Source organism: Aeromonas bestiarum, assembly GCF_028751155.1.
Lineage (GTDB): Bacteria > Pseudomonadota > Gammaproteobacteria > Enterobacterales > Aeromonadaceae > Aeromonas > Aeromonas bestiarum.
On sequence record NZ_CP064746.1, the window covers coordinates 2136474 to 2158262 of the forward strand.

Sequence of the window (21789 nt, forward strand, 5' to 3'; positions counted from 1 at the left end):
CTTTTCAACCATCGGCTTTAGCTAGTATGCCCACGCCGGAACATATTCTGAGATAACAACAGCACCGGTCCCTGATGGGATAACAATTTTATTATTCTGTAACGAAGGAAATGGTTTATGGCTACCAAGAAGAAGACAGACCAGGATCTCCAACTGGATAAAGATCAGCTCAAGGCGAGTATCGTGCGTCACCTGCGTTCTACCTTGGGTACAAGCGAACAGAAAGCCTCGCCAGAAGCGTGGTGGAAAGCGACCGCAGCCGCCGTCAACGAACAGGTGTACGAGCGCCTGACCCGCACTCAGCAGACTCATTTCAAGAAAGATACTCGTGCGATTCACTATCTCTCTGCTGAATTCCTGATGGGGCGTTTGACCTCCAACAACCTGCACAACCTCTCCTTGTACAAAGTGTGTGAAGAGGCGTTGGGTGAACTCGGTCTGGAACTGACCGACCTGTGTGAACAAGAGCCGGACATGGCGCTCGGCAACGGTGGCCTTGGCCGCCTGGCTGCCTGCTTCATCGATTCGCTGGCGACCCTGAACTACCCGGCCGTCGGTTACGGCATCCATTACGAGCACGGCCTGTTCCGTCAGGAGATCCAGGATGGTCGTCAGATAGAGCGTCCGGACTCCTGGCGCGAATATGGCAACCCCTGGGAAATCTGCCGTCCGGAATCCGTGCAGGAGATACCGCTCTACGGTTATGTGGAAACCGTGTTTGGTGACAATGGCGGCCTGAAGAAGGTATGGCACGCCGGTCGCAAGATCAAAGGGGTGCCTTGGGATATCCCGGTTGTCGGCTTTGGCGGCCATACCGTCAACATACTGCGCCTGTGGGAATCCCGCGCCTCCGAGTTTTTTGACTGGGACGTGTTCAACGCCGGTGGTTACATCGACTCCCAGGCCGAGAAAGCCCAGGCCGAGACCATCTCCAAGGTGCTCTATCCGAACGATGAGACAGATGCAGGTAAAGAGCTGCGCCTGATCCAGCAGTACTTCTTCTGTGCCTGCTCCATCAAGGACATCATGCGTCGCTACAAGCGGGTGCATGGCTCGGATTTCAGCAACTTTGCCGCCCAGATCGCCATTCAGCTCAACGATACCCACCCGACCGTGGCCATCCCCGAGCTGATGCGGGTGCTGGTAGATGAAGAAGACTTGAACTGGGATGCCGCCTGGGCCATCTGCTATCGGGTCTTCTCCTACACCAACCACACCCTGCTGCCGGAAGCGCTGGAGAAGTGGTCCGTCAGCCTGTTCGAGAAGGTGCTGCCTCGTCACCTCGAGGTGATCTACGAGATCAACGCCCGCTTCCTGAGCGAGCTGGTCGAACCCAAGTGGCCAGGCAACGATGCCATCAAGGCCAAGCTCTCCATCATAGAAGAAGGGGACGTGCGCAAGGTGCGCATGGGCAACCTGTGCGTGGTCGGCTCTTCCAAGGTGAACGGCGTGGCCGAGATCCACTCCAAGCTGGTGAAAGAGGATCTCTTCCCCGAGTATGCCGAGCTGTGGCCAGAGAAGATGTGCAACGTCACCAACGGCGTGACCCCCCGTCGCTGGCTGCTGGCCTGCAACCCCGAGCTGGCCGAGCTGTACAACGAAGTGGTGGGCAAGGAGTGGCCGCTGCAGCTAGACAAGCTGCGCGCCGTCACCAAGTTTGCCGATGACAAGGCGTTCCAGCAGCAGTTCATGACCATCAAGCGTCATAACAAGGAGAAACTGGTCAAGGTCATCAAGGCCGAAACCGGCATCGATGTGAGCGCCGAGGCGATCTTTGACGTCCAGATCAAGCGTCTGCACGAGTACAAGCGCCAACAGCTGAACCTCATCCACATCATGGCGCTCTACCGTCGCCTGCTGGCGAACCCTGACTATGACATGCACCCGCGCGTGTTCATCTTCGGCTCCAAGGCGGCGCCCGGTTACAAGCTGGCCAAAGACATCATCTACGCCATCAACAAGCTGGCGGAGCGAGTCAACAACGATGCCCGCATCCAGGGCAAGCTGAAGGTGGTGTTCATGCCGAACTACCGCGTCAGCCTGGCCGAGAAGTTGATCCCGGCCGCCGATGTCTCCGAGCAGATCTCCACCGCCGGCTATGAAGCCTCCGGTACCGGCAACATGAAGATGGCACTGAACGGCGCCATCACCATAGGCACGCTGGATGGGGCCAACATAGAGATAGCGGAAGAGGCGGGTGCCGAAAACTGCGCCATCTTCGGTCTGAACGTGGACGAGGTTAAGGCATTGAAGGGACGCGGCTACAACCCGTATGACTTCTACTATGCCAACTCCGAGCTCAAGGCCGTGCTGGACTGGTTCGATACCGACTACTTCACGCCGGGTCGTCCGGGCGAACTCTCCTCCATCAAGCGCTCCTTGCTGGAAGGGGGCGATCCCTACCTGACCCTGGCCGATTTTGCCTCCTACTCCGAAGCGCACAAGCTGATCGATACCTGGTATCGGGATCCGGCGCTCTGGGCCAAGAAGGCCATCATCAACTCGGCCACCATGGGCAAGTTCAACTCCGACCGCTCCATCCAGGACTACGTGGATCGGATCTGGAACCTCAAGAGCTGCAACATCGCAGGTTGATCCCCCTCTGGATATGAAAAAGCCCTCGCATTGCGAGGGCTTTTTGCTGGGGGCGAGTCAGCGGATCAGAGAATGTCGCCGACAAAGTAGGCAAGCCCGGCCAGCAGCACGGTGAACACGACGTTCAGTGCCATCCCGGCCCGCATCATCTCACGCTGACGGATATGGCCGCTGGCGAAGACGATGGCGTTGGGTGGGGTGGCCACCGGCAGCATGAAGGCGCAGGAGGCACCGATGGCGATCAGCACCGCCATGACGATGGGGGAGACGCCCAGCGCCTCGGCCACCCCGGCAAACAGCGGGATCAGCAGGGCGGCGGTGGCGGTATTGGAGACCAGCTCGGTCAGGAATACCACGAAGGCCGCCAGCATCAGCAACACGATGAAAATGTCGGCATGGGAGAGCACGGCCGACAGGTGGCTGGCCAGGAAGGCGCTGGTACCGGTGGCCTTGAGGATGGCACTCAGGGTCAGGCCGCCGCCAAACAGCATCAGCACGCCCCAGTCGGTGTTCTGGTTGACGTCATCCCAACTGGCGACGCGGCTGACCACGATGGCGATGATGGCACCCATGGCAATCAGTGTATCGAGTTGAGGTATGCCGCCGAAGGCGTTGGAGATGGGCTGCGAGCCAATCCAGAGCACCACTGTGGTCAGGAAGATGGCCAGCGTGACCTTGCGTTCACGAGTCCAGTTGATGGTGACATCCTGGATCTCGACCCTGTGGTTGAGCTGCGGGCGGGTGACCAGATAGAGGAGGGCAATGCCGCAGGGCATCAGGATCAGCACCACAGGGATGCCGAATTTCATCCAGTCGGTGAAGCCAATGCCCATCTGGGCGGCAGCGATGGCGTTGGGCGGGCTGCCGACCAGGGTGCCTATGCCGCCAATGCTGGCGCTGTAGGCAATCCCCAGCAGCACGAAGACGAAAGTGGCGCGATCTTTCTGGCTGTCGAGCCGCGTCAGCATGCCGATGGCCAGTGGCAGCATCATGGCGGTGGTGGCGGTGTTGCTGATCCACATGGACATGGCGGCCGTGATGGTGAACAGCAGTATGACGCCCCAGCCCAGATGGCCGTTGGCCAGGTGCATCACCTTGCCCGCCATCAGGGTGTCCAGCCCCTGTTTGGAGAGGGCCGCCGCGAGGGCGAAGCCCCCGAAGAACAGGAACAGGATGGGGTTGGCAAAGTCGGTGAGGGACTTGCTCATGTCAAACACCCCGAGCACGGTTGCCAGCAGGGGCACCAGCAGGGCCGTGATGGTCACGTGCAGGGCTTCGGTCAGCCAGAGAATGGCGATGAAGACCAGAATGCCCAGCCCCTTGTTGACCATGGGATCAAACGGCAGCCAGGCCAGCATGGCGCAGAGCAGCAGTACATCCAGGATGACGATCCCGGATTTGATGTCGAGCCAGCGAGATGAGGGAGCGGAGGGTACAGCAGATGTGTGCATAATGTTCTCTCGGTTAATTTATGGTTGTTGTTGTGTTGCCGAGATTACATTTATCCCCCTGTTTGAAACAGGGGGAAGTCGTCAAAGCATGCCGGGACTCACAGAGTCAAGGCAAATAAAAACATTAAATAAACACAAATTAAACATCTAGGCATCATTTGACGGGGGGAATGAAGGAGGCCAGCCACTCCTTGAACAGGCTCTTGGGCAGGGAGCCGCTGCGCTGCGCCACCATTTTGCCCTGCTTGAACACCATCAGGGTGGGGATGCTGCGGATGGCGTAGCGGGCCGCGATGGCTTGCTGCTGCTCGGTATCGACTTTGACAAAGCGAATATTTGGTTCAAGCTCACTGGCAACTTGTTGAAAAATGGGTGAAAATTGTATGCATGGTCCGCACCAGCTGGCCCAGAAGTCGACCACGACCGGAAGGTCGGATTGGATCAGGGTATCGAACTGTTGCTCGCGACCCGTGACGGGCGTGATGCCAAACAGCGGTGCCTTGCAGCGACCACACTTCGCGTTTGAATCCAATTTTTCGTCAGGCAGGCGGTTCCTGGTGAAGCAATGACTACAATAGGTAGTGATAAATGACATAATTGATTCCTGTATGCATAAGCCCTGCAACATCTTTATTGCACTGACAGGGCCGAGTAACGGTAACATAGCAGTCAGTTATCTTTCACAGCCAGTGATCCGGTTTCGGCATTCTGTCGGCGGATACACGGCCATGACATGAGAATCGAGACGGGATGAATAATGTGACACGGGTCAATCGTGTTGTCCTGAGCCTGATCATCGTATCGCTGCTGGCATTCTCCGGTTATTGCTGGCAACTGCTCAGTCAGCAGCAGAAGGCCTCCGAACTCAGCGTGGCGGCGGAGTTGATCCTCAACCGGGTCAACACGGATACCGTCTATCTGCTGGGGCGGGAGAAGGCCAATGATGGCAATGTTCAGCAGCGTCTCAACCAGCTGTCGAGCAACCTCGACAGCTTCGTGCGCCAGGTGCGCAATGACCCCGACGCCGCTGAGAATCCCCACTCCCAATCCCTGCTGCACGACATCGACAGCTACCTGCTGGACTTGGCCAAACTCTACTCCATGGAGATGGCCATCGAGTACATAGAGCAGCCGTTTCAAAAACAGCTCAATGCCTTGCTGGCGACCCTGCCGGCCGATGCCCCCCTGGCCATCGACCTGACCGAGCTGGCGCAACTCAGCCACTACCTCAAGCGCAGTTGGGACAAGGGCGAGCAGAAGCAGCTGCAAAAACTGCAACAACGGCTCAAGACGGCCTATCCGTCACACCCCGAGGTGGCCGGTCTCGCCCAGTTGAGCGAAGACGTCAGCCACCAGGTGGTGGACTACCACGTGCTGCGCAACCAGGTCATCGACATGCATGAGCTCGATGGCTTGTCGGTCTGGAAGCAGAGCAAGATGGACCAGGCCTCCTCCCTCAAGAGCCGTTTCTATCTGATCGTGCTGGGAGGCGCCATGCTCTGTTTCGCACTGGTGGCCGTCACCCTGTGGCGTCGCAACCAGAAGCTGAGCGAGCTGTCGCGTCAGACCGGCTTGCTGGCCCAGGCGAAAAGCGATTTTCTGGCCAACATGAGCCACGAGATCCGCACCCCCATGAACGCCATCATAGGCTTCAGTTCGCTGGCGCTGCAGACCGAACTGGACCAGCAGCAGCGGGATTACCTCAGCAAGATCAAGTCTTCGTCAGACACCTTGCTGCTGCTTATCAACGACATTCTGGATCTGACCAAGGTCGAATCCGGCAAGCTGACCCTGGAAGAGATCGACTTTGATCTGAGCGAGCAAATTGATTCGCTCGCCGGCATGTTTGCCGATCTGGCCGAGCGCAAGCAGGTCGAGGTCATCATCAACAAGTCGCCGGCCGTGCCCGACTTCCTGCGCGGCGATCCGCTGCGACTCGGTCAGGTGCTGGTCAATCTGGTCAACAACGCCATCAAGTTTACCGAGCGGGGCGAGGTGGAGGTGGCCATCACCCTGGTCAACCAGCACCCCATGCGGGTGCGTTTCAGCGTGCGGGATACCGGGATCGGCATCGCCGAGGAGAAACAGGCCCAGCTGTTCCAGCCCTTCACCCAGCTGGAGGCGGGCAACACCCGAAAATACGGGGGGTCCGGCCTTGGTCTCAACATCTCCCAGCGTCTGGTCGAGCTGATGGGGGGGCGGATCACTGTGCAGAGCAAACCGGGCACAGGCTCAGTGTTCCAGTTCGAGATCCCCATGACCAAGGCCGTCTATGGGGTGTCCGGTCGTCGGGTCTTCTTCGAGCATCAACCGCTCATTCTGGTGATGGATGACAATGAACTTGTGCTGGATCTGGCCAAGGACATTCTCGGTCGTGCCGGTGTCCGGGTGGTGGCGGTCAACAGCCTCTCCCGGGCTCGTCAGGTGCTGCGCGAGGAGGGCCAGAGCATACGGCTGGCCATTCTGGACTGGCGTATGGGGCAGGAGGATGGCCTGGATCTGGCCCTCGAGATGTACCAGCACAGCCAGTGGCGGCGCCTGCCCATACTGATGACCAGCGCCTGGGCCAAGGAGGGGCTGCACGGGCGCATGGAGAGCATGGGGCTGACCCACTTCCTGGCCAAACCCATGACGGAGAATGCCCTGCTGGCCAAGGTGGACGAGCTGCTCAATGGCAGCTCCCACGATCAGCAGATCCGCCAGGCCGAAGCCCAGGGGGATCAGCAACACTTCCGTGAGCTGTTGCAAGGCGTCAGGGTCTTGCTGGCGGAGGACAACCGGGTCAATCAGCAGCTCATTATCGAATACCTGCGCCGGGTGGATGCCGTGGTGACCGTGGTCGGCAACGGCCGCGAGGCGGTCGAGCGGGTCTCCGAGCAGCCATTCGACGTGATCCTGATGGACTTGCAGATGCCGGTGCTCGACGGCCTGGATGCGACCCGCCAGATCCGCAAGATGGTGGACAAGCACGACGTCCCCATCATAGCGCTCACCGCCAGCGCCATGCCCGGTGATCGTGAGCGTTGTCTCGGGGTCGGCATGAATGGCTATGTCACCAAGCCGGTCAGCAAGCTGGATCTCTACAACAACCTGCTGCAGTGGGTGAAGAGTGCCAGCGGCGAATGCCGGGTACCGCTGGAGGTGAAACCGCCGGATCTGATGGGGGTGCTGGATCTGGAGGATGCCCTCAAACGGCTGGAGCAGGACAAGGAGGCGCTGCAGATCCTGTTCAAGCTGTTCATGTCCGAGCACAAGGATGACTTGTGGGAGATCCGCTCCGCCCTGCGCCGCCAGCAGCCCGACATCGCCTGCCGGTTGCTGCATACCCTGAAGGGGGTGTCGGCCAATATTTCAGCCTCCCGCCTGCAGATCATGGCGGGTGATCTGGAGTGGCGCCTGCGCCAGAATGAAGAGCTGACCGAGCCGGATCTGGAGCAATTGCAGCGTGTATTCAGTCTGACTCGGGATGAGGTGTCCCACTTCTTGCTGACCGGCGAGCAGCAGGAAACGCCATACAGCCCCTTTGCACAGCGAGATGATCGCTTATTGTGACGGGATAAATAGCAATTATTCTCAAGCCAGCCACTTCAGGCTATCATGACCCTCTCGTATCGCCCCCTTCTGGGGGCGATTGCATTGCGTTTCCCCGTGACGGGCGGCAGCTTCTGGCTGATCGCGACAAAGGATATCTACGTGAGCGTATTCTCAAGGCTGGGCTGGTTTTTCAAGGAGCAGTGGCGGCGTTATCTGGTCGCCATCTCGCTGCTGATGATGGTGGCCCTGTTGACCGTGATCCCGCCCAAGGTGGTGGGCTGGGTGGTGGATGGCATTGCCAAAGGCTCTCTCGACAACGACACCCTGATGGGCTATCTGGCGGGGTTGTTTGTGCTGGGTCTGCTCATCTATCTGTTGCGCTACGTGTGGCGGGTCATGCTGTTTGGCGCCTCTTACCGGCTGGCCTATGTGCTGCGCAATCGCCTGTTCAGCCACTTCACCCGCATGAGCCCCGATTTTTACCAGCGTCACCGTACCGGCGATCTGATGGCCCACGCCACCAACGACATCCAGGCGGTGGAGATGACGGCCGGGGAAGGGGTGTTGACCCTGGTGGACTCCATCATAGTCGGGGTGCTGGTGCTCTCCATCATGTGCAGCCAGTACTCCTGGCAGCTGACGCTGCTCTCCCTGCTGCCCCTGCCGGTGATGGCGTTCTTCATGAACCGTTTTGGCACCCAGATCTACAAGGAGTTCAAGGCGGCGCAGGGGGCTTTCTCCCGTCTCAACAACAAGACCCAGGAGGCGCTCTCCGGCGTGCGGGTGCTCAAGTCCTATGCGGTTGAATCCCTGGAGGACAAGGGCTTTGCCGAGCTGACCCGGCAGGCGGGGGCGTGCAACATGGCGGTGGCCCGCATCGATGCCAAGTTCGACCCCGTCATCTATCTCTGTATCGGTTGTTCCTACTTTCTCGCCGTTGCCGGTGGCAGCGTGCTGGTGGTGCGTGGCGAGCTGACCCTGGGGGAGCTCACCAGTTTCACCATGTATCTGGGCCAGCTCATCTGGCCCATGTTTGCCATCGCCTGGCTGTTCAACATCATAGAGCGGGGCAGCGCCGCCTACTCGCGCATCGAGAGCCTGCTGGCCGAGCGCAGCGACATCGAAGAACCGGCTGAGCCGGCGGTGTTTGTCTCCGCCTTCCCGCTCCAGGCCAAGGGGGTGAGCTACCAGCTGGAGCAGCGTACCTTGCTGCGCAATATCGATTTCACCCTGCACAGCGGCGGCATGCTGGGGGTAGTGGGCCGCACGGGGGCGGGCAAAAGTTCCTTGCTCAAGTTGCTGATGCGCCTCGCCAATCCCACGGCCGGCGAGCTCACCATGGGCGCCGTGCCCATAGCGCAGCTGGCCCTTGGCGAGCTGCGTGGCCAGTTTGCCTATGTGCCGCAGGAGCCGTTTTTGTTCTCCACCACCATAGCCGCCAACATAGCCCTCGGCCGGCCAGACGCCAGTTCGGAGGAGATAGAGCAGGTGGCGCGCATTGCCTGTGTGCATGACGATATCAGCCGCTTCCCCAAGGGCTATGAGACCGAAGTGGGGGAGAAGGGGGTGACCCTCTCCGGCGGCCAGAAGCAGCGGCTCGCCATTGCCCGCGCCCTGCTGCTGGAGGGACCTATCCTGGTGCTGGACGATGCCCTGTCGGCGGTGGATGCCCATACCGAGCAGCAGATACTGCAGGCCCTCAAGACCCATAGACGGACGCTTATTCTGGTCAGCCACCGCATGACGGCGGTGGAGCAGGCCGACGAGATCCTGGTGCTGGAGCAGGGTCGCGTCAGCGAGCGGGGCCGTCACGGCGCCCTGATGGCTCACAACGGCTGGTACGCAGACATGGTTCGCTATCAGCGGCTGGAACAAGACGTGGAGGAGAGCCTGTGAGCGTGATGATTAGAAGAGTGGTTCCCCTCATCCCCAACCCTTCTCCCGCAAGGGGAGAAGGGAGCAAAAGCGCTGCACTGGAGGCAAGTCTGTGAATCCAACGATTAAACGCCTGCTCGCTTATTGTGCCCGTTACCCCCGCTGGCTGATCCAGGCCGGGATCTGCCTGCTGCTGGCGACCGGTGCCGAAGTGGCGGGCCCCCTGCTCATCAAGCTCTTCATCGATGACTACCTGGCGCCGCGCCAGCTGGTGTGGCCCGCCATCGCCGCCATCGCGGCCGGGTATCTCGGCCTGCAGGTGCTCTCGGCGGCGGGTTTCTACCTGCAATCCCTGCGCTTCAACCGCATTGCCCAGGCGGTGGTGCAGCGCTTGCGCGAGCAGGTGTTTGCCACCGCCATCCGGTTGCCGGCCCGTTACTTTGACCAGCATCGCTCGGGCTCGCTCATCTCCCGCATCACCAATGACACCGAGGCGATCATGAACCTCTACGTGCAGGTGATAGGCCTGCTGGTGCAAAAGGTGGTGCTGCTGTGCGGCATCCTCATCTCCATGGCGCTGCTGGATCTGCGGCTGATGCTGGTGTGCGCCTGCCTGTTGCCGGCAGTGGCGGCTGTGATGTGGCTCTACCAGAAACTGAGCGTGCCCGTGGTGCGGGCGACCCGCAGCCTGCTGTCCGAGATCAACAGCCGTCTCAACGAGTCGCTGCAGGGGATGCCGGTGATCCAGGCCATGGTGCAGGAGCGCCACTTCGCCAACGCCTTTGCCGAGGTGAACCAGCAGCACTGGTCGGCGCGGCTCAAGAGCCTCAAGATCAACGGCATTCTGCTGCGCCCCCTCATTGACTTGTTCTACATGATGGTGCTGATAGGCCTGCTCGCCCTGTTTGCCCGCGAGGGCTTGAGTGCGAGTGGTGCCATCCAGGTGGGGGTGCTCTACGCCTTCATCAGCTATCTGGGGCGCATGATAGAGCCGCTGATCGAGATGACCAACCAGCTCAACCAGTTGCAACAGGCCATGGTGGCCGGGGAGCGGGTATTTGCCCTGCTCGACGAGCCCCGCGAGAGCACGGAGGGCGAGAGCCAGTCCTTGCAGGGGCGGGTCAGCTTTGACAAGGTGAGCTTCTCCTACGATGGCCAGCAACAGGTGCTGCGCGAGGTGAGCTTTGCCGTGCACCCCGGCCAGATGCTGGCGCTGGTGGGCCACACCGGCAGTGGCAAGTCCACCATCATCAGCCTGCTGATGGGCTTCTACCCGCTAGATCAGGGCACCATTCGTTTCGATGATCACCCCATGGAGGGCCTGTCGCTCTCGGCGGTGCGGCGCAGCATAGGCCTGGTGCAGCAGGATCCCTTTATCTTCGTTGGGACTTTGGCGGAAAACCTGCGGCTCGGCCGTGACGGCATCGACGAGGCGCGCCTCTGGCAGGCGCTGACCGAGGTACAGCTGGCCGATTTCGTGCTGAGCCTGCCGGATGGCCTGAACACCCTGATGGAGGAGGGGGGCAAGAACCTCTCCGCCGGTCAGCGCCAGCTGCTCTCCTTTGCCCGCGCTCTGGTAGGGGATCCGCGCATCCTCATTCTGGACGAGGCCACCGCCAGCGTGGACTCCCAGACCGAGTTGGCGCTCTCCCAGGCGCTCTCGGCTGCCCGTCGTGGTCGCACCACCATCGCCATTGCCCACCGGCTCTCGACCATAGTCGATGCCGATGAGATCCTGCTGCTCTCCCGTGGCCAGGTGAATGAGCGGGGCACTCATGGCGAGCTGATGGCGCAGGGAGGGCACTACGCCCAGCTGTTCGAGATGCAGAGCCAGGGGGCCTGGCTGGAAGAGAAGCGGGCCTGATCGCGAGGGCCGTTGTACAAAAGAAAGAGGGAGCCTTGGGGTTCCCTCTCTTTTTTGTGTTGGCCGACAAGCAGCAGAAGCGTGATCAGCGTCCTTGTCGAATGGCGGCCATGCTGGCAACATACTGTTTACATCAACTCATCGGATCAGTTCGCATATGGACTTGCAACGTTTCAAAGCCAATCTGGCGCTGCGGCTGTTTGCCTGGCGTTATATTCCCGTCATCGGCTTTTGTGCCCCCGTCATCGAACGGATGGACGCCAAGGCGCTGCGCATTCGCATTCCCCTTGGCTGGCGTACCCGCAACCACCTGGGCAGCATGTATTTTGGCGCATTGGCGACCGGCGCCGATCTGGTGGGCGGCCTGCTGGTGATGGAAAAGGGACGGACGAGGGGCAAGAAGGTGCACTTCGCCTTCAAGGATGTGCAAGGGGAATTTCTGAAGCGGCCCGAGGGGGACGTGCAATTTGACTGCGCGGCGGGGGAGGAGATCGACGCCATGATAGACGAGTCGCTGGCGAGCGGTCAGCGCATCAATCGCCCCATCCAGGTGGTGGCCACCTGCCCGTCATTGAACGGGGATGAGGCGATGGCGCGCTTCGTGCTGACCTTGTCGATCAAGGCCAGCTGAATGCGAGAGGGCGCGTCGGCGCCCTTATTCAAGCAGGGATCAGAGGATCTCCGGGCTCACGCCCGCTTTCACCACGACTTTCATGCCATTGAAGTTGACCACTTGCTCGGCCACTGTGCTGGGTAGCGCTTGCGTGCTAGAGCGTCGGGATCAGAGGATCTCGGGGCTGATGCCTTCTTTCACCACCACCTTCATGCCGTTGAAGTTGACCACTTGCTCGGCCACTATCTTGCAGCGCTTGCGGGTCTCGACCTGACCGTCCACTTCCACCAGACCGTCGGCGACGAGCGCCTTGGCCGCGCCGCCACAATCGGCCCAACCCTGATGCTTGATAAGGTCACACAAGGCAACGAAGGGGTGGCCTTCGAGCAGAAACGTCTCCATGGGAAATCCTCTAGATGGATGAATGGCTGAAACAGCAGGGCGGTTATTCTAGGCAGTTCGGGCCGTCAATGAAAGGGCAAGGAAGCCTGTCTGCGGGCAATTGTGGTCGCAACTGAGCGTCTGGACCTCTTTCTGGATGTGCAGGCAGGGCTCAAGGCCAGCAACCGTAGCCGCCATCTCGGTGGAACATGAGGCTACACCATAAAAGTCAGCCCGGCGGGGCCGGGCTGAAGGAGGGTCGGTGATCAGCGCTTAGCCAACCTTCACCACAGCCTCGCCAGTCACGGTGAGGGCCCCGGCCGCCGTCACTATGCGGGTGGCCAGGGTGATGATGGGCTTGTCGCTGCGCAGGGCGATGATCTCCACCTCTGCCGTCACCTCATCCCCCACAAACACCGGCTGCTTGAAGGAGAGGCTCTGCCCCAGGTAGACGGCGCCCTTGCCGGGCAACTGCTGGCCCAGCAGCCCCGAGAAGAGGCTGGCCAGCAACATGCCGTGCACTATGGGTCGCTCGAACGGCGTGGTGGCGGCAAAGGCCGGATCCAGGTGCAGGGGATTGAAATCCTCCGACAAGCCGGCGAAAGCCTCGACCTCGGCCGCGCCGAACCGCTTGGTCAGACTGGCTTTTTGCCCAATCTCAAAGGGGAGTGTGCTCATGCGGGCTCCTCCTCCGGGGTCTTGGCAAAGACAGGGTTGAGCCGCACCTTGACGTAGCCGCCGGGGGCTGCCTCCAGTCCCTCGCTCGGGATGCGGGCGGGCACGGGCGTGGCCTCTTCCTCTCGCGCCTGGATGAAGGCTGCCATCTCGGGCCACCAGGAGCCGCTCTGATGGGTGGCCTGCTCGAGCCAGGCCGCTGGCGTGTCACTGCTCGCATCACTGTGCCAGAAGCCGTACTTGTTGGCCGCTGGCGGGTTGATGATGCCGGCGATGTGACCCGATTCGGCCAGAATGAAGCGCTGCTCGCCACCGAACAGCTTCATGCCCTGCCAGGTGCCCTGCCAGAGGGCGATGTGATCGTCCATGGCCGAGACCAGCAGCACAGGGGTCTTCACCTTGGAAAGATCGATGCGGGTGTGGCGGATCTTGAGTTCCCCCTTCACCAGCTGATTCTCCAGATAAAGACGGCGCAGCAGGCTGTTGTGGGTCTTGCCCGCCACGTTGGTGCTGTCGCTGTTCCAGTGCAGCAGATCGAAGGCCACCGGGCTCTGCCCCTTGAGGTAGCTGTCGATGTAGTAGTTCCAGTAGAGGCTGTTTTCCCGCAGCAGGCTGAAGGAGACGGCCAGCTGGCGCCCGTCCATGATGCCCTTGGCCTCATTTTGGGCCTCCAGCGCGGCGATAATGGGCTCGTGGATGAAGATCCCGAGCTCGCCGGCCTGGGAGAAGTCCAGCAGGGTGGTGAACAGGGTGGCGGAGCGCACCCGCTGCTTCTGACGGCGGGCCGCCAACCACCCCATGGCCAAGGAGAGCGCGGTGCCGCCGATGCAGTAGCCGATGCCGTGCACCTCCCGCTCGCCGGTGGCCGCCTCCACGCCGTCCAGGGCGGCGATGACCCCATCCACCACGTAGTCGTCGAGATCGATCTGGGCCTGCTCCACTCCCGGGTTGCGCCAGGAGATCATGAACACCGTCTGCCCCTGGGCAACCAGCCAGGCGACCAGCGAGTTCTGGGGCCGCATGTCCATGATGTAGTACTTGTTGATGAAGGGGGGCACGATCAGCACCGGCGTCTTGCCCACCGTCTCGGTAGTCGGGCTGTACTGGATCAGCTCGTAGAGCTCGGTGCGTTGCACCACCCGGCCCGGGGTCGTCGCCAGATCCCGCCCCAGTTCGAAGGCGGACTCGTCGGTCAGCCGGATGTTGAGCTGATCGGCGCTGCGCTCCAGATCCTCGGCAAGGAGCGCGAGGCCGCGCACCAGATTCTGGCCGTCGGAATCCAGGGTCAGCTTGAGCAGCTCCGGGTTGGTGGCCAGGAAGTTGCTGGGGGCCATGGCGTTGATGTACTGGCGGGTGAAGAACCGCAGCCGATCCCGGCTCTTCTCGGGCACGCCTTCGAGCGCGTCCACCGAGGCCAGCAGGTGCTTGGCGGTGAGCAGATAGGATTGCTTGAGATAGTCAAAGATGGGTTGCTCGCTCCAGGCCTCGGCCTTGAAGCGGCGATCGCCGCGCTCCGGGGTGATCACCGGGGCGCTCTCCTGGCCTGCGCTCTTGAGCAGGGTGTGCTGCATCAGCTTGAGCTGATCCTGCCACCAGTTCATCTGCGCCTGGATCAACTGCCAGGGTTGTTGGCTGCTCTGCTCCAGCACCTGGCCGAGATCGTCCAGATTGGTCTGCAACAAAGCCTGTGCGGTGCGCTCGGTCTGGGCCTTGGCCATGCCCATCAGCTTGTCGTTATAGTGGGCCAGGGCCTCGAACAGCGGGCCGTAAGATGATTGGCTCATGTTCTCTCCTTCACCCACGCCCGTGCCGGGAACAAGCCCGTACTGTCGAGTCGTGGGGAGATGTGGCTGCCCGAGTGGGCAGCCAGGGGTTATCAGGCCTTGCCCGTGCTCTTTTTGATGCCATCCGCGGTCAGGACATCCAGCTCTTCCTTGAACTGCAGACCCAGGGCATTGAGTTTCTGGATGTCATCCAGCATCTGGCGGGAGAGCTGGCTGGCGGTTTCCAGTTGCACTGTACCGAGGGCGGCCAGGCTCTGGGCATCCTGCACCTTGCCCACGGCCTGCAGCTGGTTCAGTCCCAGTTCGGCATAGGCATTGGCGGAGGCCAGCTGCAACCGGGTCAGCTGTTCGATGTTGCTGGCCAGCAGCTGGTTATAACGGGTGAGGGGGGCAGCAAAGCCTTGCATCTGCTCGGTAAAGGTCTTGATTACGTCCATATTCATCGCGTGTCTCCGTGGTTGGCAGAAGGGTATTGCAAAAGGCCGATGGGCCCATTCTTCGGTTACATCCGTTCGACTACATCCTTAAGTCGTTACGTGTCGTTTGCTCTGTTCAAACGCACGTTTAGGCATTGTGTTACCAAATGAGGCTTGATGTAAATAATATAAATGTTAATTTTTGCTTAAAGTTTGATTCTGGTCTGTCCAGTTTGTGCGAATGAATTCAGACGGGGGATGACGCAGCAGCGCCTGCCCGGCCTCGTTCCCGCACGCGAGTGCTGATAGGCTGGCCTCCCTCCCTGATTGTTAAGGAAAACCCCGATGAAACCTGCCCACCTGCTGCTTGCCTGCGGATCCCTTGCCTTGGGTGGTGTCGCCCATGCCAGCACACCCATTCAGGTCTCGCTGCCCGGCGTCAATCTGCCCGCTTCCCATCAGGTCGAAGGCGCCAGAGCCTCCTTTCTCTATGGCCGTACCGGTCAGGTGAAGGGAATAGATCTGCCCATTCTGGCCCTCTCCGACGTGGATCAGTTCAGCGGCCTGCAGCTTGGCGTCTTCCTCGGCGCCGGACGGGTGCGCCACCAGTTCAACGGGGTGGCCATCAACGCCGTCAACTGGCATGAGGGACAGGACAAGGGGATCAACCTTGGCTTCGTCAACCTGACCAACAATGTGCAGGGCCTGAACTGGGGTGCCGTCAACATCGCCAAGGGCAATGCCCTGGCCAACGTCGGCTTCGTCAACTATGCCGAGCGCACCACCTTCCAGCTGGGTTTCATCAACGCCACCAAGCATCTGGACGGGTTGCAGATAGGCCTTGCCAACTACGCCGAGAACGGCATTTTCCCCATACTGCCGCTGATCAATTTCAAGAAATCCTTCTAAGGCGCGCTCCCGGCCTTGCTTTAGGGGACGCAGCCATTACCCTGTGCTCCATTGATAGCGCGCAGAGGTGACACGGGCATGACAATGGAACACATGGATGCCATCGGTATCGGCTGGGATGTGAGAGGCTGGCAGGGCAATGCCCAGGCGGTGGCCGTGGTGGGCTGGCAGGCGCGCGAGCAGCGCCTGCACTGGTTTGGGGTGTCGCCCCTGTTCCGGCTGAGTTCGCGGGTGGCGCCGGATCTGGATGCCCTGCTGCGCCCGGCGTTGCAGGACGAGATGAACCTGATGCAGGTGCTGGCTTGCCCGCAACTGGCGCTGGGCATCGATGCGCCGCTGGCGTTTCCACGCGCCCTGGGCGATCTGCTGGCGGGGAGGGGAACCGAGTGCGTCGTGCCCCAGCGGGAGATAGACAACCCTTATGCCTATCGCGACTGCGAGCGCTGGCTGCACCGGCAATATGGCAAGAAGCCGCTCTCGGCCACCTTCGACCGGCTCGGCAACAACGCCACCCTGGCGCTCGCCATGCTGCCCCGGCTGGCGGACTTGCAACTGGTACCCAGGCTGCAGCCAGAGGCCGATCGCGCCGTGCTGGAGGTCTATCCCGCCCTGGCCAAGGTGGGTGGCAAGGCGTCTGCGGTCAGGGCCGAGCTGCACCCCCATCTGCCGGCCGATGTGACGGCGGGTACGGATCGCTACGATGCCGCCATCTGCGCCCTGATGGCATTGCAATACGCTGCCAAAGGGGGTGTCTCTCTGCTGCCGGCACTGGTGCCGCCACCCGCCGAGATGGCTTTGGACGAGGGTTGGGTCTACCACTTCGCGCGCCCTTGAGCAGAAGGCGGATCTGATGGTTCCAGCGGATCTCGCCCTCTTCCCATTTTGCGCCCGCCATGCCTTGCTGGCGGGCGCTGATATCGACTGATTGCCCAGCGGGCTCCCATTTTCTTCACCTTCAGCATTTGCCTCACCATGTGCTGCCTTATTGTGCTCATATGCCATCAAACAAGAAGCTGAAACCACCTCATGAAGCAGGAGTCGCGACCCCTCATCCAATCAACATCTGGCAAGGCAGGAAAGTAGGGGCGATGGTGGCTAAAGAGGCAGGTCTGGCAAATGGAGCTTAGATCGGCAGTTTTTAAGACCAAATACGGGTTTGTGCTGCACAAAAGTGGAAGTTCAATATCTTCATCCGATATATTGCGCCTTTCCCCTGACTCTTCTCTGCGGTGATGTCGATGAAACGCATTCTCTCTATCCAGTCCCACGTGGTGTTTGGCTGTGCCGGTAACAGCGCCGCCGTGTTTCCCATGCGCCGTCTCGGCATGGAGGTGTGGCCCGTCAACACGGTGCAGTTCTCCAACCACACCCAGTACGCGGCAGGCTGGCAGGGGATGGCGATGCCCGCCGGTCACATCAGCGCCCTGTGCAAGGGGTTGGGGGATATAGAAGTACTGGGCCGGTGCGATGCCGTGCTGAGCGGCTATCTGGGCTCGGCCGAGCAGGGGGACGAGATCCTGACCGTGGTGGCTGCGGTCAAGGCGGCCAATCCTGACGCCATCTATTTCTGTGATCCCGTCATGGGCCACCCGGAGAAGGGGTGCATAGTTGCCCCCGGGGTGACCCGTTTTCTCACCGAGCAGGCGTTGCCGGCGGCCGACATCATGGCCCCCAACCTGCTGGAGCTGGAAACACTGTGTGATACCCACCTGGCGGATCTGGCCCAGACCCGCGCCGCGGCGCATCAGTTGCTGGCCCGGGGAGTGAAGATGGTGCTGGTCAAGCATCTGGGTCGCGCCGCTCGCGAGCCGGGTCGCTTCGAGATGCTCTTGGCTACCCCGGATGGGGATTACCTGATCGCCCGTCCGCTCTACGAATTTGCCCGTCAGCCGGTGGGGGTGGGGGATCTCATCAGTGCCCTGATGCTGGCCAACCTGCAGGCGGGCTTTGATGCCGTGACGGCGTTTGAGCGCACCAATGCGGCTGTGGACACTGTGCTGCTGCACACCTGGCAGGCGCAGGCTTACGAGTTGCAGCTGATCACGGCGCAGGGGGCATTTGCCGAGCCCGTGATCAGCGCGCGCGCCGAACGGCTGGCCTGATGCGGACTTTCTGTGTGAACAGGGCTACGTGATCATCATAATGTTCCAGCCAGTGATCACGCCTGGGCCAGCTGGTCATGTCAGTGCCAGGCGCTGCGGGGGATGGATGGTGACCCGCCGGCCCTGGCTGTTTGCTACGAGATCCCGACGCCCTGTCTTGGTCCGGTCCCCTGGCACTGTGCCACCGCCTGATAGTGTTCCACCGTGGGGAAAGGGTCGTAGAAGTGATGCAGCAGCGCCTTCCACTGCTGGTACTGGACCGAGCCGCGAAAGCCCTGGGTGTGATCTTCGAGCCGCTGCCAGCTGACCAGCAGCAGATAGCTGTGGGGATTGGTCAGCGAGTGCTGCAACTGGTGCCCGGCGTAACCCGGCATGGCGCTGATGATGGCCTGGGCTTGGCCAAAGGCCTGCTCGAAGGCGGCAGCCTGGCCCGGGATGACCTGCAGATGAGCGACTTCCAATATCATGGTGACTCCTTGTCCTGAGAGGGAAAGGGGCATTCCAGCAGTTCGGGACGCAATAGACAAGGCCAGCCGTACGGCTGGCCTTGTCGTTGTTGATCAAGGGTGCGTTTTATCCTTGATCAATGGTGGGGATGGCGGGCCCGATAGCGCTCTGCCATGGCGTTGGCCGCGATCATAGCGCCGTAGACATCCTGCTCGTTCACGGCCATGGGCATGTTGCCCATGGTATCGAGGGGATCGCAGGCAAGCGCTGCCACCTTGCGCCACTCGCTCTCGACAAAGCGGGTCAGCCCCATCTCCTGCAGCGTCATGGGCAGACCGGCGACATGGATGATGCGCATCACCTCGTCGAGCTCGGCCTGGGGGGCGCGCTCCAGCACCAGCTGGGTCAGCAGGCCGAACACCACCTTCTCTCCGTGCTGGGCCCTGTGCAGGTCGGGCACCACAGACATGCCGTTGTTGACCGCATGGGCCGCCGCCAGACCACCGGCCTCGGCGCCGACCCCGCTCAGGTAGATGGTGGCCTCGATGATCTGCTCCAGCGCCGGTGTGGTGACGTGATGGCGCACCGCGTCCATCGCCATGTCGATGTTCTCCCCCAGCAGCTCATAGCAGAGCCGGGCCAGACCAAGCCCGGTGCGGGAGGGGCGCTTGCCCACCAGATTGATGCCATCGGCCCGATAGCAGGCGCGGGCCTCGAAATAGGTGGCCAGCGCATCCCCCACGCCGGCGGCGAAGAAGCGGGCGGGGGCTGCGGCTATGATGGCGGTGTCGGCGATCACCACGTCCGGGTTCTGGGGCAGGAACAGATAACGCTCGAACTCGCCCGCCTGGTTGTAAATGACCGCCAGCGCGGTACAGGGGGCATCGGTGGAGGCTATGGTGGGGAACAGCACCACGGGGCGGCGCAGGTAGAAGGCAACCGCCTTGGCCACGTCCAGGGTCTTGCCGCCGCCGATCCCGACGATCACGTTGGCGCCCTGCTGTTCGGCGATATCCAGAAGGCGGCGGATCTCGATGTCGGTACACTCGTAGTTGAACTTCTCGACCGCCCCCTTCAGGCCCGCTTGCAGCAGGCCGGCCAGCGCCTCTTCACGCACCCGCTCCAGGATGAACTCGTCGCTGACGAGCAGGGCGTTGTCGCCAAAATCTTTCACATGATCATGGAGTTGGGGCAGAAGGTCGTGGCCGATGATGAACTTTTTGGGGGAGGTGACGGTACGAGGCAGGATAGGCATGCAGGATTCCTCAAGGCAGTGAGTGGCACCCGGTTGGTATGCAAACGGGTCTTCCTGCCACACCATACGCCTGGTCCGCCATCAGGTGAAGGGAGAGTGGGGTTCATCCCTCGATTAAATTAATCAAATAGCCTGTTGGATGGTTTATCTGGGGTCAAGAGATGCGGGCTGCGAGGTGCCGATGGCCGGCATGCGCCCGCTCTGGAAGCCGGGCGCAAGGTCATCTTTGCAGGGGAAACTCAGAGCTGCTTGTAGAAGAAGAGGGTAGCCGCCAGGGTGCCGTCGGCACTGCGGGCAAAGCCCGGGATCTGGCCTGCCTCCTGATAGCCCAGCTGGCGATAGAGGCTGGATGCCACGTCGCCGACCCGGGTATCGAGCACCAGCAGGGTACGCCCGGCGTCACTGGCCCCCTGCTCCATGGCCGCCATCAGAGCGCGGCCGACCCCCTTGCCACGGGCGTGACTGTGTACCATCAGTTTCTCCACCTCGGCCCGGTGGCGGCCGTTGGCCTTGGTACAGAGCGCCAGTTGCAGGGCGCCGACCAGCTGATGCTGCTCGAAGGCGACCCAGAGCCGGCGGTTGCCTGCCGCCAACTCCGTCTCTATCCCTTGCCAGTATCCCAGCCCCTGCTCTTCCGTCAGCGGCGGCAAAAATCCCACGGAGGCGCCGCTGGCCACGCTGTCTTGCAGCAGGGTGATGAGCGCAGGCTTGATGCCCAGGGTGGTATCAACCTCAACTATGTCCATCGAGAGTCCTTGTCAAACGTGGTCACGACAGCGGGCTGCGCCGCTGTGCGGCAAACAGAGATAAGGAATCCGTGTTTTGCCGCATGACGGGTTAGACTCGCCGTTTCTGACGCCGATTTCAAGCCGAAGGCTCCCGTTGGTTGCGCCGGATCACGCTTGCACCGCTGCGCTATGCCTCAGCGGATGAGACGCTGCTCTGCCAGCCAGGCAAACAGCAGGCGGGAGACGGGGGAGATCTCGGCCAGATGGCGGCTGTCCAGCCAGCGCAGCTCGGCGATCTCGGCCGAGGCGACAGGCGTACCGTTGGCCTCGCCGGTGTAACAGCGCAAGCGGACCTGCACGCCTTCGGGTTTGCCATCGGCCTGGGCGCTGAATTCGCAGGCAAGGCGCAAGGTGTCGGCTTGCAGGGGCACGCTCAGCTCCTCCTCAATTTCCCGAACCAAGGCCGCTTCATCGCTTTCTCCCGCCTCGCGTTTGCCGCCGGGAATGTAGTAGATGGCCTTGCCGTGGGAGCGGGCGCAGAGCAGTTGCCGATCCTTGAAGGTCAGCCAGGCGAGTTTGTCGATCATGAAGGCACTATCTCTGAGTTGAGGGTGAGGTTTTGCTCGCACAGGGTGCGATAGGAGCGGGTTTCGAGTTGCGCTGAGGAGAGGCCGAGCCGTGTGGCCAAATCCTGCAACTGCTGGCGATAACCGGGCAACAGGGCTTCATCGTCGGTCATGATGGCCAGCTCGGCAAAATCGCCGATCCCCTCGAGATGATCCCGGGTGACATGGAAGGGGCCGACAAAGTAGATGCTGCGCCGCTTGCTGATGGCCAGTACCTGCCGGTAGCCCAGGGTGCGCAACATGCTGGCCGCCTTGTCGGTGTCCGTGATGTTGACGGCCTCGCAGCGATCGGCTTCGGGTCCCTTCACTATCCAGAGCTGGATGCCGGAAGGCTGCATGGTGCGGATCACCAGGCTCTTGCCCTCTGCGGCCAGGTTATGTTCTGGCGTGTCGAAGTAGCTGTCCTGTTCCTGGTTGTCTTCCAGCATCACCTCGGGGTTGAGGGCGGCGAGGGCGATGGTGAAGGCATCGACATCGCTCAGCCGGTACTTGAACTCGACCTCGAAGCGGCCCTGAAAGTGTTGTGATGACATC

19 protein-coding genes are annotated in these 21789 nt (G+C 61.3%); 8 read left to right on the forward strand and 11 right to left on the reverse strand.

The annotated features are described in order from the left end of the window. Nucleotides 1-117 precede the first annotated feature (117 nt). Complete coding sequence (locus IU367_RS09910) at nt 118-2595, forward strand: glycogen/starch/alpha-glucan phosphorylase (RefSeq protein WP_043139112.1); 2478 nt, start codon at nt 118-120, stop codon at nt 2593-2595. Nucleotides 2596-2660: 65 nt separating this feature from the next. Here the strand turns inward: IU367_RS09910 and IU367_RS09915 are convergent, their stop codons facing one another. Both IU367_RS09915 and trxC read right to left on the reverse strand, forming a co-directional pair. Beyond that, complete coding sequence (locus IU367_RS09915; RefSeq protein ID WP_043139114.1) at nt 2661-4046, reverse strand: SLC13 family permease; 1386 nt, start codon at nt 4044-4046, stop codon at nt 2661-2663. 154 nt (nt 4047-4200) lie between these two features. After that, complete coding sequence (trxC, locus tag IU367_RS09920) at nt 4201-4641, reverse strand: thioredoxin TrxC (RefSeq protein ID WP_274454192.1); 441 nt, start codon at nt 4639-4641, stop codon at nt 4201-4203. A gap of 155 nt (nt 4642-4796) precedes the next feature. Here trxC and IU367_RS09925 point away from each other — a divergent pair, with 155 nt between their 5' ends. The 4 genes from IU367_RS09925 (at nt 4797) to IU367_RS09940 (ending at nt 11950) form a co-directional block, all read left to right on the forward strand. Further along, nucleotides 4797-7598, forward strand: a complete 2802-nt coding sequence (locus tag IU367_RS09925; RefSeq protein WP_043139119.1) for a response regulator — start codon at nt 4797-4799, stop codon at nt 7596-7598. A gap of 141 nt (nt 7599-7739) precedes the next feature. Then, on the forward strand, nt 7740-9476 hold the full coding sequence (locus tag IU367_RS09930) for an ABC transporter transmembrane domain-containing protein (RefSeq protein WP_274454193.1): 1737 nt from the start codon (nt 7740-7742) through the stop codon (nt 9474-9476). A gap of 91 nt (nt 9477-9567) precedes the next feature. Next, the gene (locus IU367_RS09935) at nt 9568-11319 is read left to right on the forward strand and encodes an ABC transporter transmembrane domain-containing protein (protein WP_274454194.1); all 1752 of its coding nucleotides are present in this window, start codon (nt 9568-9570) and stop codon (nt 11317-11319) included. 157 nt (nt 11320-11476) lie between these two features. Continuing rightward, on the forward strand, nt 11477-11950 hold the full coding sequence (locus IU367_RS09940; protein ID WP_043557753.1) for a DUF4442 domain-containing protein: 474 nt from the start codon (nt 11477-11479) through the stop codon (nt 11948-11950). Nucleotides 11951-12100: 150 nt separating this feature from the next. On the opposite strand, the gene ybcJ is transcribed toward IU367_RS09940, so the two are convergent. From ybcJ to IU367_RS09965, 4 genes are all read right to left on the reverse strand, one after another. Further along, on the reverse strand, nt 12101-12334 hold the full coding sequence (gene ybcJ / locus IU367_RS09950) for a ribosome-associated protein YbcJ (protein WP_043557754.1): 234 nt from the start codon (nt 12332-12334) through the stop codon (nt 12101-12103). Between the two features lie 252 nt (nt 12335-12586). Further along, nucleotides 12587-12991 carry a MaoC family dehydratase gene (locus tag IU367_RS09955; protein ID WP_274454195.1) on the reverse strand — a complete coding sequence of 135 codons (405 nt, stop codon included), beginning with the start codon at nt 12989-12991 and terminating at the stop codon, nt 12587-12589. After that, nucleotides 12988-14772, reverse strand: a complete 1785-nt coding sequence (locus IU367_RS09960; protein WP_274454196.1) for a class I poly(R)-hydroxyalkanoic acid synthase — start codon at nt 14770-14772, stop codon at nt 12988-12990. The genes IU367_RS09955 and IU367_RS09960 overlap by 4 nt, the downstream gene beginning before the upstream one ends. 92 nt (nt 14773-14864) lie before the next feature. Beyond that, nucleotides 14865-15215, reverse strand: coding sequence for a phasin family protein (locus IU367_RS09965; RefSeq protein WP_274454197.1), 351 nt, complete (start codon nt 15213-15215; stop codon nt 14865-14867). Between the two features lie 318 nt (nt 15216-15533). Between IU367_RS09965 and IU367_RS09970 the strand changes: the two genes are divergently transcribed. The 3 genes from IU367_RS09970 to pdxY all read left to right on the forward strand — a co-directional run bounded on the left by IU367_RS09970 (nt 15534) and on the right by pdxY (nt 18199). Further along, a complete protein-coding gene (locus tag IU367_RS09970) occupies nt 15534-16097 on the forward strand; it encodes a VC2662 family protein (protein ID WP_043557757.1) in 564 nt (187 codons plus the stop codon). A gap of 78 nt (nt 16098-16175) precedes the next feature. Continuing rightward, entirely contained in the window at nt 16176-16931 is a 756-nt protein-coding gene (locus IU367_RS09975) for a DUF429 domain-containing protein (RefSeq protein WP_274454198.1), read from the forward strand. Nucleotides 16932-17335: 404 nt separating this feature from the next. Continuing rightward, a complete protein-coding gene (gene pdxY, locus IU367_RS09980) occupies nt 17336-18199 on the forward strand; it encodes a pyridoxal kinase PdxY (protein ID WP_274454199.1) in 864 nt (287 codons plus the stop codon). Nucleotides 18200-18333: 134 nt separating this feature from the next. Here pdxY and IU367_RS09985 read toward each other — a convergent pair whose 3' ends face one another. The 5 genes from IU367_RS09985 to cyaB all read right to left on the reverse strand — a co-directional run bounded on the left by IU367_RS09985 (nt 18334) and on the right by cyaB (nt 21788). Next, nucleotides 18334-18666: an antibiotic biosynthesis monooxygenase family protein gene (locus IU367_RS09985; RefSeq protein WP_274454200.1), complete on the reverse strand. Its 333-nt coding sequence runs from the start codon at nt 18664-18666 to the stop codon at nt 18334-18336. 116 nt (nt 18667-18782) lie between these two features. After that, entirely contained in the window at nt 18783-19901 is a 1119-nt protein-coding gene (locus tag IU367_RS09990) for a glycerol dehydrogenase (protein ID WP_274454201.1), read from the reverse strand. A gap of 239 nt (nt 19902-20140) precedes the next feature. Further along, a complete protein-coding gene (locus IU367_RS09995) occupies nt 20141-20647 on the reverse strand; it encodes a GNAT family N-acetyltransferase (RefSeq protein WP_043139144.1) in 507 nt (168 codons plus the stop codon). Between the two features lie 176 nt (nt 20648-20823). Then, nucleotides 20824-21216 carry an NUDIX hydrolase gene (locus IU367_RS10000; RefSeq protein WP_274454202.1) on the reverse strand — a complete coding sequence of 131 codons (393 nt, stop codon included), beginning with the start codon at nt 21214-21216 and terminating at the stop codon, nt 20824-20826. Continuing rightward, nucleotides 21213-21788, reverse strand: coding sequence for a class IV adenylate cyclase (gene cyaB / locus IU367_RS10005; protein ID WP_274454203.1), 576 nt, complete (start codon nt 21786-21788; stop codon nt 21213-21215). The genes IU367_RS10000 and cyaB overlap by 4 nt, the downstream gene beginning before the upstream one ends. Between the last annotated feature and the right edge of the window lies 1 nt (nt 21789).